The sequence below is a fragment of the Amycolatopsis sp. CA-128772 genome (assembly GCF_002904295.1).
Taxonomy (GTDB): Bacteria; Actinomycetota; Actinomycetes; order Mycobacteriales; family Pseudonocardiaceae; genus Amycolatopsis.
The window spans coordinates 60536-74217 of sequence record NZ_PPHG01000029.1 but is presented as its reverse complement, the minus strand read 5'-3'; the positions used below and the strand labels follow the sequence as shown (position 1 = coordinate 74217).

General features: G+C 69.4%; 13 protein-coding genes and 1 tRNA gene. 3 read left to right on the top strand and 11 right to left on the bottom strand.

Translation table 11 applies throughout. The features are described from left to right. Window positions 1-6: 6 nt before the first annotated feature. Window positions 7-534, bottom strand: coding sequence for an EF-hand domain-containing protein (locus C2L59_RS14305; protein ID WP_233223493.1), 528 nt, complete (start codon window positions 532-534; stop codon window positions 7-9). 157 nt (window positions 535-691) lie between these two features. Next, window positions 692-3433 carry a DNA polymerase I gene (polA, locus tag C2L59_RS14300; protein WP_103349994.1) on the bottom strand — a complete coding sequence of 914 codons (2742 nt, stop codon included), beginning with the start codon at window positions 3431-3433 and terminating at the stop codon, window positions 692-694. A 62-nt stretch (window positions 3434-3495) separates the two neighbouring features. On the opposite strand from polA, the gene C2L59_RS14295 reads away from it, so the two are divergent. Continuing rightward, entirely contained in the window at window positions 3496-3936 is a 441-nt protein-coding gene (locus tag C2L59_RS14295; RefSeq protein ID WP_103349993.1) for a hotdog fold thioesterase, read from the top strand. A 4-nt stretch (window positions 3937-3940) separates the two neighbouring features. Then, the gene (locus C2L59_RS14290; protein WP_103349992.1) at window positions 3941-4912 is read left to right on the top strand and encodes a LysR family transcriptional regulator; all 972 of its coding nucleotides are present in this window, start codon (window positions 3941-3943) and stop codon (window positions 4910-4912) included. On the opposite strand, the gene C2L59_RS14285 is transcribed toward C2L59_RS14290, so the two are convergent. From C2L59_RS14285 to C2L59_RS14255, 7 genes are all read right to left on the bottom strand, one after another. Beyond that, the gene (locus C2L59_RS14285) at window positions 4878-5639 is read right to left on the bottom strand and encodes a S9 family peptidase (RefSeq protein WP_103349991.1); all 762 of its coding nucleotides are present in this window, start codon (window positions 5637-5639) and stop codon (window positions 4878-4880) included. The genes C2L59_RS14290 and C2L59_RS14285 overlap by 35 nt on opposite strands. A 161-nt stretch (window positions 5640-5800) precedes the next feature. Beyond that, a complete protein-coding gene (locus C2L59_RS14280; RefSeq protein ID WP_103349990.1) occupies window positions 5801-6514 on the bottom strand; it encodes an ABC transporter ATP-binding protein in 714 nt (237 codons plus the stop codon). Further along, the gene (locus tag C2L59_RS14275; protein WP_103349989.1) at window positions 6501-7427 is read right to left on the bottom strand and encodes an ABC transporter ATP-binding protein; all 927 of its coding nucleotides are present in this window, start codon (window positions 7425-7427) and stop codon (window positions 6501-6503) included. The genes C2L59_RS14280 and C2L59_RS14275 overlap by 14 nt, the downstream gene beginning before the upstream one ends. After that, complete coding sequence (locus C2L59_RS14270; protein ID WP_103349988.1) at window positions 7424-8569, bottom strand: branched-chain amino acid ABC transporter permease; 1146 nt, start codon at window positions 8567-8569, stop codon at window positions 7424-7426. Before C2L59_RS14270 ends, C2L59_RS14275 begins: the two co-directional genes overlap by 4 nt. Further along, window positions 8566-9582, bottom strand: coding sequence for a branched-chain amino acid ABC transporter permease (locus tag C2L59_RS14265; RefSeq protein WP_103349987.1), 1017 nt, complete (start codon window positions 9580-9582; stop codon window positions 8566-8568). The genes C2L59_RS14270 and C2L59_RS14265 overlap by 4 nt, the downstream gene beginning before the upstream one ends. 88 nt (window positions 9583-9670) lie before the next feature. After that, the gene (locus C2L59_RS14260; RefSeq protein ID WP_103349986.1) at window positions 9671-10852 is read right to left on the bottom strand and encodes a branched-chain amino acid ABC transporter substrate-binding protein; all 1182 of its coding nucleotides are present in this window, start codon (window positions 10850-10852) and stop codon (window positions 9671-9673) included. Window positions 10853-11275: 423 nt separating this feature from the next. Continuing rightward, window positions 11276-11890 carry an ANTAR domain-containing response regulator gene (locus C2L59_RS14255; protein ID WP_103349985.1) on the bottom strand — a complete coding sequence of 205 codons (615 nt, stop codon included), beginning with the start codon at window positions 11888-11890 and terminating at the stop codon, window positions 11276-11278. A 176-nt stretch (window positions 11891-12066) separates the two neighbouring features. On the opposite strand from C2L59_RS14255, the gene C2L59_RS14250 reads away from it, so the two are divergent. Next, a tRNA-Leu gene (locus tag C2L59_RS14250) sits at window positions 12067-12140 on the top strand. Window positions 12141-12588: 448 nt separating this feature from the next. Here the strand turns inward: C2L59_RS14250 and C2L59_RS14245 are convergent. Both C2L59_RS14245 and C2L59_RS47095 read right to left on the bottom strand, forming a co-directional pair. Further along, complete coding sequence (locus tag C2L59_RS14245) at window positions 12589-13401, bottom strand: hypothetical protein (RefSeq protein ID WP_103349984.1); 813 nt, start codon at window positions 13399-13401, stop codon at window positions 12589-12591. A 28-nt stretch (window positions 13402-13429) separates the two neighbouring features. Further along, window positions 13430-13660: a hypothetical protein gene (locus C2L59_RS47095; RefSeq protein ID WP_146060385.1), complete on the bottom strand. Its 231-nt coding sequence runs from the start codon at window positions 13658-13660 to the stop codon at window positions 13430-13432. Between the last annotated feature and the right edge of the window lie 22 nt (window positions 13661-13682).

The window sequence follows — 13682 nt, the reverse complement described above, 5'->3', positions numbered from 1 at the left end:
GCCGGATCACACTCGTCCGAAGACGCGGCTGCCGGGCGCGGCCGGGTCGTCGCCGGCCCAGAACTCGAACCAGTGCCCGGTGAACTCCTCGCGGGACAGGCGGCCGTCGCCGTCGGTGTCGAGGAGGGCGAAGACGTCTTCGGACGGCGTGCCGACGCCGTTCCACGCCGCGATGAGGCGGTCGTACTCGGCGGCGGAGATGACGCCGTCGCCGTTCTCGTCGACGGCTTCGAACATCGCCTCGGCCGTGCCGGTGACCGCGCCCGGCATCGCCGGGAGGGCGTCGACGACCTGCAGCACCTGGTCGAGGCTGACCTTGCCGCCACCGCCGGCGGCGTCGTCGAGGGTGCCCCACCAGCCCATCATGATGCCGGTGAGCCGCTGCCCGTCGGGCGTGCCCGCGTCGGTGCCGCGCAGGTCGAGCCAGCGCGCGGTGAGCGCCCGGAAGTCGGCCTCCGTCAGGAACCCGTCGCCGTCGTGGTCCATGGCGCCGAACACGCCGGAGATCTTGCGTCGCTGGAAGTCACTGGCCATGGCGCCCAGCATCGCCGCGGTGCGTGCCTGCGGCGCCGTCCGCCCGAGTGCTCCCGCGCCACGACCCGGTGATGATGGCCGTGACGGGGAGTGAGCGGAACCTCTTGAGGGGGTCCGGGTGGCGAAGCCCCCGCCCCGGGGCGGAGCCCCGGATGACTCAGTGCGCGGCTTCGTTCCACGACCGGCCGTAGCCGACCGAAACCTCCAGCGGCACCGCCAGGGAGTACGCCGAGCCCATGCCGGCCCGGACCAGCTGCTCCAGCTGCTCCTTCTCGCCCTCGGCGACTTCCAGCACCAGTTCGTCGTGGACCTGCAGCAGGATCCGGCTTTTCAGCTTCGCCTCGACGAGCGCGCGGTGGACGTTCAGCATCGCCACCTTGATGATGTCGGCCGCGCTGCCCTGGATCGGGGCGTTGAGCGCCATCCGCTCGGCCATCTCGCGGCGCTGGCGGTTGTCGCTGTTGAGGTCCGGCAGGTAACGGCGGCGGCCGAAGACCGTTTCGGTGTAGCCGTTCTTCGCCGCGACGCCGACGACCGAGTGGAGGTAGTCGCTGATGCCGCCGAAGCGGGTGAAGTACGCCTCCATCTGCTCCTTGGCTTCTTCGGTGGAGATTCGCAGCTGTTGCGAAAGCCCGTACGCCGACAGCCCATACGCGAGCCCGTACGACATCGCCTTGACGCGGTAGCGCAGCTCCGGCGTGATCTCCTCCGGCGGCATCGAGAACGCGCGCGAGGCGACGAACGTGTGCAGGTCCTCGCCGGAGTTGAACGCCTCGATGAGGCCCTCGTCCTGCGAAAGGTGCGCCATGATCCGCATCTCGATCTGGCTGTAGTCCGCGGTCATCAGCTCGGTGAAGCCCTCGCCGACGACGAAGGCGTCGCGGATGCGGCGGCCTTCCTCGGTGCGGACCGGGATGTTCTGCAGGTTCGGCTCGGTCGAGGACAGCCGCCCGGTGGCCGCGATCGTCTGCAGCAGCGTGGTGTGGATGCGCCCGTCGTCGGCGACGGCCTTGATCAGGCCCTCGACCGTCGTGCGCAGCTTCGTCGCGTCCCGGTGCTCCAGCATGTGCTGCAGGAACGGGTGCTCGGTCTTCTCGAACAGGCCCTGCAGCGCCTCGGCGTCGGTCGTGTAGCCGGTCTTGGTGCGCTTGGTCTTCGGCATGCCGAGCTCGTCGAACAGGACGACCTGCAGCTGCTTCGGCGAACCGAGGTTGATCTGCTTGCCGATCACCGCGTACGCCTCTTCGGCCGCCTGCGTGACACGCGAGAGGTAGTGCGCTTCGAGGGTGGTCAGCTGCTCCAGGTCGACCGCGACGCCGGCGACCTCCAGCTCGGTGATCACCTCCAGCAGCGGCAGTTCCAGTTCGGCGAGCAGTTTCGCGCCGCCGATCTGCTCCAGCTCCTTGTCGAGCGCGCCGGCCAGCTCGAAGATCGCGCGGGCCTTCACCAGCTCGTCCTGGATCTCCTTCTGCTCCAAGCCTTCCGCGCCGCCGTCGAGCAGCGACAGCTGCCCGTCGCCGCCGTCGGTCTCCGAGCGCAGCTCGCGGTGGAGGTAACGCAGCGCCAGGTCGTCGAGTTCGAACGTGCGCTGGCCCGGGCGCACCAGGTACGCGGCGAGCGCGGTGTCCATGGCGAGCCCGGAGAGGGCCCAGCCGCGGGCGCGGATCGCGTGCAGCGGGACCTTGAGGTCGTGGCCGGTCTTGCGGATCTTCGGGTCGGCGAACCAGGCGGCCAGCGCCGCGTCGTCGGCCTGGTCCATCGCTGTGACGTCGACATACGCGCCTTCGCCGTCGGCCGTCGCGAAGGCGACCGAGCGCAGGTCGGACCGGACCGACGTGCCCACCGCGCGGAAGGACAGCGCCACCGGCTCGCCACCGGCCGCGTGCGCGGTCAGCCACGCGCCCAGCGCGCCCGGCGCGAGCGCGGAACCCGAGACCTCGAAGCCTTCGTCGGCCTCCGGCTCGGCGCTCTGCAGCGTCGCGAACAGCCTGTCCCGCAGCACGCGGAACTCCAGCTCGTCGAACAGCGCGTGCACCGCCTCGCGATCCCACGGGCGCAGCTCCAGCCCCGACGGCGCGATCTCCAGCTCGACGTCGCGGATCAGCTCGGTCAGCTGGCGGTTGAGCTGGACCGACGACAGGTGCGCCCGCAGCGCGTCGCCGACCTTGCCCTTGACCTCGTCGACGCGGTCGATGAGGTCGTCGAGCGAGCCGAACTGCTTGATCCACTTGGCCGCCGTCTTCTCACCGACGCCGGGGATGCTCGGCAGGTTGTCCGAGGGGTCGCCGCGCAGGGCCGCGAAGTCCGGGTACTGCCGCGGGGTGAGCCCGTACTTCTCTTCGACGGCGTCCGGGGTGAACCGGGTCATCTCCGAGACGCCGCGCTTCGGGTACAGCACGGTGACCTGCTCGGTGACCAGCTGCAGGGCGTCGCGGTCGCCGGTACAGATGAGGACGTCGAACCCGTCGGCCGTCGCCTGCGTCGTGAGCGTGGCGATGATGTCGTCGGCCTCGAAGTTCTCCTTCACCAGCGACGGGATCCCGAGCACCTCGAGGACCTCCTTGACCAGGTCCACCTGGCCGCGGAACTCGTCCGGCGTGCTGCTGCGGTTCGCCTTGTAGTCGGCGTAGGTCTCCGAGCGGAACGTCTTGCGCGAGAGGTCGAACGCCACCGCGAGGTGGGTCGGCGCTTCGTCGCGCAGCAGGTTGATGAGCATCGAGGTGAAGCCGAACACCGCGTTCGTGACCTGACCGGTCTTCGTCTTGAAGTTCTCCGCGGGCAGGGCGAAGAACGCGCGGTAGGCCATCGAATGGCCGTCGATCAGCAGCAGCTTCGGCCGCTCGGCGAGGCTGGTGTTTCCTGTGGCGTTGGCAACGGTCGTCTTCTCACTCGGGCTCACGAGGCCGAGTCTAGGCTGAGGGTCTGACACTCTTACGTGTCGCATAGGAACAGGAGCTTTGTGTGACGGACAGTGCCGCCCCCATCGACGTGGAGCGGCTGTCGGGCATCGACCCGGCGGCGGCGGAGCAGCAGCTGAACGACAAGGTCGGGATGAAGCTGCTGGAAGCGACGGCCGAGCGCGTGGTCGGCACCATCCCGGTCGAGGGCAACCTCCAGCCGTACGGCCTGCTGCACGGCGGCGCGAACGCCGTGCTCGCCGAAGCGCTGGGGTCCACGGTCGCCGCGCTCAACGCCGGCCCCGGCAAGGCGGCGATGGGACTGGAGCTGTCCTGCACGCACCACCGGGCCGTCCGCGCGGGCACGGTCACCGGCGTGGCGACGCCGCTGCACGTCGGCCGCGGCACGATCACCGCGGAGATCGTGCTGACCGACGACGAAGGCCGCCGCACCTGCACCGCCCGGCTGACCTGCGTGGTCCGGGACCGGCCGCCGGGCGCCTGAGCCGGTGGACCTCGACCTCGCCCAGGTGCGGGCGTTCGTGGTGACCGCGGAGCACCGCCACTTCGGGCGGGCCGCCCAGGCGCTGTTCCTCACCCAGCAGGCGCTGTCGAAGCGGATCCGGAAGCTCGAAGACACCCTCGCGGCCCCGTTGTTCCTGCGCACGCCCCGCACGGTCGAGCTGACCGCCGACGGCGAGCGGTTCCTCCCGCACGCGCGCGAGCTGCTGCGGGTGGCCGACGCCGCGGTGGCCGCGGTGGGCGCCGAGGACCGGCCGCTGCGGCTCGACGTCCTCGACTACCGGCTCTCCCCCATGTTCCTGCTCCGCCGCCTCGCCCAACGCCAGCCGGGACTGGAGATCGACCGGGTCGCCGGCGGCGGGTTCGCCAACGCGGTCGAGCCGCTGCTGTCGGGCGAGCTCGACGCCGCCTTCGGCCGGGTCACCGGCGGCGACCGGCCGCTGCCCGACGAGCTGGAGCACCGGGTCGTCCGGCTCGAGCCGCTGGTCGCGCTGCTCGCGCCGGAACACCCGCTGGCGGTGCAGGACGTGCTGCCGCTCGACGAGCTGCGCGCCGACGGCATCTGGCTGCCCGGCCTCCGCGGCCCCGCCGAGTGGCTGTCCTACCTCGCGGAGCTGTGCACCCGGTTCGGGGTGCCGATCGACGACTCCGGCGTCAGCTACGACCTGCGGCACACCCTCGAACAGACGCGGTACGGCAAGCGGCGCGTCACCCTCGCCGGCGCCGACATGGAGCTGGCGCCCGAGCTGAACCTGAAGGTGCTGCCGTTCGAGCCGTCGCCGTTGTTCCCGTGGTCGCTGGTCTGGCGGCGCGGCAAGGCGCACCCGGCGCTGCGGCGGCTGCTGGCCGTGGCCGGGCGCGCCAGCCGCGAGGAGGACTGGTGCGCCCACGACCCGGAGCACGCCTGGCTGCCGGACGACGACGTCAGCCTCGCAGCCGCCGCGCGAACCACTCCGTGAAGGCGGCGTCGACGCGGGCCGCTTCCGGCGTCCCCGGCGGGAACTCGTGCGCCATCCCGTCGACGGTCACCAGCTCGGCCCCCAGCTTCTCGTGCAGCGCCTGGGCCGGCTCGCGCACGGCGACGTCGTCGTCCGCGCCGGTGACGAGCAGCAGCGGCACGGTCAGCTCGGCCGCCCGGTCGAGGTAGTCGTGGCGCGCCGCGACCTCCCGTGACCGCTCCGTCCAGGCGTAGGACACCCCGAAGCGGCGCTCGTTGGCGGCGATCATCGGCGAGAGCCGGACGACCGGGCTCACGACCGCGGCCGCCGTGATCGCGGCGTCGCCGCGCGCCAGCACCTCCAGGGCCACGAGCGACCCGGCCGAGCCGCCGAACACCCCGAGCGGCCCGGTCGCGCCCGGCAGCCGGTCGCGCAGCTCGGCCAGCGCCGCCGGGAACTCGTCCGCGGCCTGCTCGGTCACCGGACCGAACACGTTCAGCACGGCGTCCTCGCTCGCGCGCCGGAACACCTCGGGCGGACCGCCCTCGGGCAGCCGCTTCCCGGACAGGGGCAGCCCGAAGTACACCCGCCACGCCTGCAGGCCCGCCATCGGGACGGCGTCGGCCATCGCCTGCTCACTGGCCGGCGCGTCCATCAGGTGCCAGCCCGCCAGCAGGGCCGCCGGCGCGTTCTCGTCCGCCGGCGGCACCGCCACGAAGGGCACGCCGGCCGCGATCCCTTCCACCATTTCACGCTCCCTCGGTTTCCTCGTGCCCCAAGCAAACCCCCGGGAGGGGGCCGGGTCCAACAGCCGTTTCGGCGTGATCGACAACCACCGGTTGTCGCCGGAAAAGCGAACCGGCCCCGCACGCCGGAGCGTGCGGGGCCGGTTTCCGGCGTCCCGGGGTGTCAGCCGACGCCCAGGTACGCCTCCTTGATGCTGTTGTCCGCGAGCAGCTCCTTGCCGGTGCCGGTCTTGGTGATCCGGCCGGTCTCGAGCACGTACGCGCGGTGGGCGCGGGACAGCGCCTGCTGCGCGTTCTGCTCCACCAGCAGCACCGTGGTGCCCTGCTTGTTGATCTCCGTGATGATCCGGAAGATCTGCTGGATGAACTGCGGCGCGAGACCCATCGACGGCTCGTCCAGCAGCAGCAGCTTCGGCTTCGCCATCAGGGCGCGCCCGATGGCGAGCATCTGCTGCTCGCCGCCGGACATCGTGCCGCCCAGCTGGGTCTTGCGCTCCGCCAGCCTCGGGAACAGCTCGAAGACGCGTTCCAGGTCCCCGCTGAGGTCCTTGCGGTCCTTGCGGGCGTAGGCGCCCATGTCGAGGTTCTCCATCACCGTCATGCCGGGGAAGATGCCCCGGCCTTCCGGTGCCTGGGAGATCCCGCGGACCACGCGGAGGTCGCCGCGCAGCTTCGAGATGTCCTCACCGGCGAAGGTGATCTTGCCCGCGGAGATCGGCCGGATCCCGGAGATCGCCCGCATCGTCGTCGACTTGCCGGCGCCGTTGGCCCCGATCAGCGTGACGATCTCGCCTTCCTCGACCGAGATCGACAGGCCGGAGACCGCCTGGATCCGTCCGTAGTGGACGGACACGTCCGACAGCTCAAGCAACGTCATCGTCAGGCACCCCCAGGTAGGCCGCGATCACCGCGGGGTTCTCGCGGATCTCGGCCGGCAGTCCTTCGGCGATCTTCTTGCCGAACTCCAGCACCACGATCCGGTCGGTCACGCCCATGACGAGCTTCATGTCGTGTTCGATGAGCAGGACGGTGTAGCCGTCGTCGCGGATCGTCCGGATCAGACCCATGAGGTCTTCCTTCTCCGCCGGGTTGAAGCCCGCCGCGGGCTCGTCCAGGCAGAGCAGCTTCGGATCGGTGGCCAGCGCCCGCGCGATCTCCAGGCGCCGCTGGTAGCCGTAGGGCAGGTTCTTCGCCCGGTCGGCCGCGCGGTCGGCGATGCCGACGAACTCCAGCAGGGCCATCGCCTTCTCGACGGCGGACTTCTCCTCGCGGTGGTGCCGCGGGGAGCGCACCAGTGCGCCCAGCAGGCTGGTCTTGTGTCGCGCGTCGGTGCCGACGACGACGTTCTCCAGCGCCGTCATCTCGCTGAAGAGCCGGATGTTCTGGAACGTCCGCGCGATGCCCAGCTGGGTGATGCCGTGCCGCGACGTCTTGCCCAGCGCCCGGCCTTCCAGCCGGACCTCGCCGGAGGTCGGCCGGTAGACGCCGGTCATCGCGTTGAAGCACGTCGTCTTGCCCGCGCCGTTCGGCCCGATCAGGCCGAGGATCTCGCCGCGGCGAATGCCGAAGGAGATCTGGTCGAGCGCGACGAGACCACCGAAGCGCATCGTCACGTCGTCGACCTCGAGCAGCGTCTGCCCGACCTCGACCTCGATGTCGCGGTCCGGCGCGACGGCCTCGGCGACCTCGGCTTCGTGCTCCGCCCGCTCCTGGGCCGTCATGTGCTGCAGCTCGGCGACGAGGCCGCCCTCCGCGACGACCTCGGGCCCGCCGTTCTGGGGGTCGGTCATGGCTTGCTCCCCGGAGTCGGTTCGGTCTGCAGCGCACCGTCACTGCTGATCTGCTCACCCCGGCCCAGCAGCCGCTGGTACGCCTGCCTGCCGTAGGCGAGCAGGCGCTGGCGGGCGCCGAGCAGGCCCTGCGGCCGGAAGATCATCAGGATGATCAGCGCCAGACCGAAGATCAGGTACTTGTACTCGGCGATCGCCTGGAAGCGCAGCGGGACGTAGGCCACCACGCAGGCACCGAGGATGACGCCGACCTTGTTGCCCGAGCCACCGAGGATCACCGCGGCCAGGAACAGCATCGACGTCACGACGTCGAACTTCTGGTTGTTGACGAAGCCGAGCTGACCGGCGTAGAGCGCGCCGGAGAGGCCGCCGATCGCCGCGCCGCTGATGAACGCCCAGATCTTGAACTTGAACGTCGGCACGCCCATGATCTCGGCCGCGTCCTCGTCGTCCCGGATGGCCACCCACGCGCGGCCGACGCGGCTGCGCTCCAGGTTCCCGACCAGGAACAGCACGGCGATGATCAGCGTGACGCACAGCCAGTACCAGGGGATGCCGTTCGAGTTGTTGAACAACGCCGAGCCGTTGGCGTTCGTGCCCGGCGGGTGCCCGACCTCGTGGAAGCCGGAGTTGCCGCGCAGCGGACCGACGTTGTCGGCCAGCAGGCGGACGATCTCGCCGAACCCGAGCGTCACGATCGCCAGGTAGTCACCGCGCAACCGCAGCGTCGGTGTCCCGAGGATCACGCCGAAGATCATCGTGACCACCATCGCGATGGGGAGCACGACGAGGAACGGCAGGTGCGACAGCGAGGAGTCGGGGCTGGTGAACAGCGCCATCACGTACGCGCCGATGGCGAAGAACCCGACGTAACCGAGGTCCAGCAGGCCCGCCTGGCCGACCACGACGTTGAGGCCGATGGCGACCAGCGCGTAGCGGGCCACCTCGAACATCGCGATCGGGAAGTCGTAGCCCGGCTGGGTGGTCAGGATCGGCGGGTTCAGCACCGGCAGGAAGTAGATCAGCACCACCAGCGGGATCAGGATGACCCACTGCTGCACGCGGCTGAGGTTGTTCCAGCGCTCGCGGAGCGAGTGCTTGCCGGGGGTCGCCACCGCCGGCTGGTTCGTGGTCGTCGTCATACCCGGGCCTTTCCGAGCGACTCACCGAGGATGCCGGTGGGCCGGATCATCAGGACCAGCACCAGCAGGGCGAACGCGACGATGTCACGCCAGCCACCGCCGAACAGCGACTGGCCGTAGTTCTCGGCGACACCGAGCAGCAGGCCGCCGAGCAGCGCGCCGCGCAGGTTGCCGATCCCGCCGAGCACCGCCGCCGTGAACGCCTTGATGCCGAGCAGGAAACCGCCCTGGTACCAGGCGCCCTGCGGGATCTTCATCATGTAGAACAGGGCCGCCGCGCCGGCGAGCAGGCCGCCGATGAGGAAGGTCAGCATGATGACGCGTTCCTTGTTCACGCCCATCAGCGTCGCCGTGTCCGGGTCCTGCGCCACCGCGCGGATGCCGCGCCCGAACTTCGTCTTGTTGACGAAGTAGTTGGCGCCCAGCATCAGCACGATCGACGCGATGACCGTGATGATCGTGACGTTGGTGATGCTGCCGCCGAAGAGCGAGAAGACTTCCTGGTTGCGCATCAGGCGGATGCCGAGTTCGGGGTTGCCGTGGCGCCAGATGAAGATGATCTGCTGCAGCACGAACGAAGCACCGATCGCGGTGATCAGGAAGACCAGTTTCGGTGCCCCGCGTTTTCGCAGTGGCCGGTAGGCGACCCGTTCCAGGACGACCGCCGTGCCCCCGGAAACCGCCATCGAGGCCAGCAACGCGAGCAACAGGAAGCCGATGAGCTCCACCACCGAGAGCGAGGGGGTGAGACCGGGCCGGAACCCGAGGCCGTAGAAGGTGAACCACGTCGCGTAGACGCCGTAGATGAACACCTCGGAATGGGCGAAGTTGATGAGCTTCAGGACGCCGTAGACGAGGGTGTACCCCAGCGCCACGAGCGCGTAGATGCTGCCGTAGGCGAGCCCGTCGAACGTGTTGTTCCAGAACTGGTCGAGGAACGCGTTCACGTCGAACGTGATCCAGCTGCTGCTCTGGGCCAGAACGAGCGAGCTCAGGTCATGAGTCAATGACACACTAGTTCTCCATGTGGGACCGGGGTGCAGGCCCGGCGGGATCCAGCCGCCGGACGTGCACCCCGGTAATCAGAACGGAAGCGTTGCGCTACTTGATCTCGGTGTTGCGGACGATCTTCCCGCCCTCGACCTTGTAGGTCCACACGGTCGTGCTCGCGAGCTCGCCCTTGTCGTCCCACTTGAAGTGCTTCGTGATGCCCTGGCCGTCGTAGCTCTTGACGAAGTCGAGCAGGCCCGCGCGGTCCTTCTTGCCCGAGTCGATGCCCTTGAGCAGGATCGTCGCCAGGTCGTAGGCCTCGGGCGAGTAGGTGCCCGGGTCCTTGCTGAAGCCCGCCTTGTACGCGTCGGAGAACTTGGTGAACTGGTCCGCCGGGACGCACGGGCAGGTGAAGTACGCGTTCGCGGCCGCCTCGCCGGCGCCCTTGACGAACTCTTCGTCCTTCACGCCGTCCGGGCCGATGAACTTGGCCTCGACGCGCGCGTCGTTCAGCTGCTGCGCGAAGGGCGCAGCTTCCTGGTAGTACCCGGAGTAGAACACCGCGTCCGGCTTCTCGCTCTTGATCTTGTTGACCACGGCCGAGAAGTCGGTCTGCTTCGTCTTGACGCTGTCCTGGCAGGAGCCCTTGTCGCCGAGCGCCTGGATGGTCGAAGCCGCCAGGCCGGTGCCGTAGTCGGAGTCGTCCTTGATGACGCACACCTTGTTGGCCTTGAGCTCGCCGGTGATGAACTTCGCGGCGGCCGGGCCCTGGGTGTTGTCGTTGCCCAGCCCGCGGAAGAAGGTCTTCCAGCCGTTCTGCGACAGGGTCGGGTTGGTGGCCGACGGGGTCACCGTGACCAGGCCCGCACCGTTGAAGATGTTGCCGGCGGCCTTGGACTCACCGGAGAACGGCAGGCCGACGACGCCGATGATCGACGGCGTGTTGACGATCTGCGTCACGATGCCGGGCGCCTTGTCGGGCGTGCCTTCGGTGTCGAACTGCTCCAGCTTGACCTGGCAGCCCGGGTTGGCCTTGTTGTGCTGGTCGACGGCGAGCTTCGCGCCGTTCAGGATGTTCTGGCCCAGCGCGGCGTTGGCGCCGTTGATGGTGCCCGCGTACGCGATGGAGGTCGGGGCACACTGGGCCTTGCCGTCACCGGCCGGGTCGGCCGCGTCGGCGGCGGCGGACGGCGCCGCGGCCTGGGACTGGGAGCTCGAGCTGTTGCTGTTCGAGCCGCTGTCCGTCCGCGCCGAACACGCGCTGAGGGCGATGGCCCCGACACTGGCCAGCACGATGACCCTCGCAAGTCGTGCTTTCTGCACTCGTTCCTCCAAATGCCACCTGGCCGCCCGGTCGGGCGGCTGTCCCGGCGTGGGACCTGACTGGCCGCTGAAAGTAGCCGCCTTGGCGGCCGTTGCACAGAGTCACACGAGCTCTTGTAGCCACATCGTGACGGTCGTCACGAGTATTAACGTATGGTTTACACCCGCTCGTCGTAATACGACCAGCGGGTGGTGACTCTCGGTGCCCGACAGCCCGCAGACTGCCTCTTGACGGTCCGTCCAAGGTGTGCAGAGTCTACGGACCGGGCGTCGATCATCGTCCCCGGCCACGCCGGGAAGGCTCGCAAAGGTATCAAGTACGCCCTTTCGGGCACCCGGAGCGTCACGAAAAAGGGGGTGACCGCGCTCGCGGCCACCCCCTTATCGGGTGGATCAGCTGCCGATGCTCTCCACAACGGCCTCGGCGACGGCCTTCATGGTGGTCCGGCGGTCCATGGCGGTGCGCTGGATCCAGCGGAAGGCATCGGGCTCGGTCAGGCCCTGCCGGCTCATCAGCAGGCCCTTGGCGCGGTCGATGACCTTCCGCGTCTCGAGCCGGTCGGTGAGCCCGGCGACCTCGGCCTCGAGGGCCTGCAGCTCGGAGAACCGGCTGACGGCCAGCTCGATGGCGGGCACGAGGTCCCGCTTCGCGAAGGGCTTGACGAGGTAGGCCATGGTCCCGGCATCGCGAGCGCGTTCGACGAGGTCCCGCTGGCTGAAGGCGGTGAGGATGACGACGGGCGCGATCCGGTCACCGGTGATCTTGGACGCGGCCTCGATGCCGTCCAGCTTCGGCATCTTGACGTCGAGGATCACGAGATCGGGCTTGAGGTCGGTGGCGAGGGAGATGGCCTGCTCGCCATCACCGGCCTCCCCGACCACTTCATAGCCCTCTTCCCGCAGCATTTCGACGAGATCGAGCCGGATGAGAGCCTCATCCTCCGCGACGAGCACCCGACGCTGCGGCACGGTGGCGGCACCGTGGGCCTCGGTAGCCTGATCGGTCACCGGGGTCCTCCTGAAAGACTAGGCGGGCGTTGGCGGTTCGCGGCGTCCCGCGAACCCGAAGCCTACCGGGAACGATCCAGAGGAAGAGATGGCGTTCACCACGAAGTGGCCCTCATGACACTCCCCCCGCCCCGACGACGGAGGAGAGCGGCGATCCCGTAGGGTGACGACGTCGCGCCCCCGTAGCCCAACTGGCAGAGGCAACGGATTCAAAACCCGTCCAGTGTGAGTTCGAATCTCACCGGGGGCACCCGCAGCAACCACACCAGCGTTGACCTGCGGCTCGGCCATCCGGACGGCTTCCGCGTCAGCTGCGGCTGTGGCCACCTCCTCGATCTTGTCGCCGGGCAGTGTGCTGCCGATCATGGTGCTGCCGATCATGGCGTGGTCCGTATCGTGGTCGATGCCGACTCGGAGTTTCGTGAGCGCGCAGAGCCGTCGAGGACGGGTTCAGCACGAGCTGACGTTCGGCCCCGGGCTCGTCGCGCACATCGGCCTCGCCGAGTCCTGCGGCCCTCCCCCGGATGCCCTCGAAATCCGGAACCCCCTCCCGCGAAAAGCGAAACGCCACCGCCATCGGCGTATCGGTCGCGGCTACGCCGACCGCCGCGACCACACGATTTCCTCGGACGCCGGATTTCGAGCGTCGAGCAGCCACGCACCCACTGCGCAGGGCACGCGAGAACAGAACCACCGCGTCAGTGTTCGGCGATGACCGCGGCCACGCGCTTCATCAGCTGTGTGTGCTCGTCCAGGATGGTGCGCAGTTCGTCCTGGTGCTCCGCGATCCTCGCGTTCTGGTACTCGGTCTCGACCTCACGCCAGGTTTCGACCACACCCGTCTGCTGCTTGCACGCGACGTCGGCCGTGGCCGTTGCGAGCTCCCGCTGGGTCGGGGCACCGTTCAGGTCGAACGCCGACACCGCGGTGAGCGGGTCCTTCTGCTCGACCCCCTTGGCTTTCATGCAGCCGGACCACGCCGTCACCGCCTTGGCCAGCCGTGGATTCCCGAGTGACTCGGTGAAGGAGGCCGACGCTATCCCGCGCGCCAGTTCGGCGTCGCCGCTTTCCAGTGCCAAGGTCTTGCCCGCTTCCGCGGCACATGCCGCCTGGCCCGGCGGCGCCTTCTCCGGCTGGGCGGCCTCGGCGCCGTTCACCGAGGTCGGCAGGTGGTGGCCGTACCGGCGCGCGTCCTCGGCCGAGGTCACGCCGTATCGCCGCTTGTTTCCGTGGAACCCGAAATCGGCTATCCGGTTCCGGGTTTGCCGCTCGGACCCGGCCTGGTCGGGCGCCGCGCGGTGGCGCGGGCCGGACCGGGTCAGGCAGTCGTCGATCAGGAGTGCCCGGGCCAGGATCAGCTCCCCGGTCTCCCATGCGTTCGACCGGTAGGCGTTGATCGGGAGCTCGAGGTCGCCGGTCACGACGTCGGCCGGCGGAGCCGGACTGGGGGCCGGCACCGCGGCCACTGCGGAGCAGCCGGTCACCAGGCCGAGGACGAGCAGAGCGGGCATCAAGCGGCGATACGGCGTGGGCATCGGCTCAGCCCCAGCTGATCTTCACGGAGGCGTCATTGTTGTAGGTCTCCTGCAGCTGGCCGCTCGAGCCGCCGTACAGCCAGTCACGACCACCCGCGTAGCCGGGCAGCGAGAAGACGTAGCAGATCGAGCTCGATCCGGCGTCACACGAGACAGCCGCCGCGTTGACCTTCACGCGTGTTCCCGAGCCCGCGCCCGTTCCGGCGAAGAACGTCCGGGTGCCCAGATCCGACACCGAGGTCTGGGTGCCCCACCAC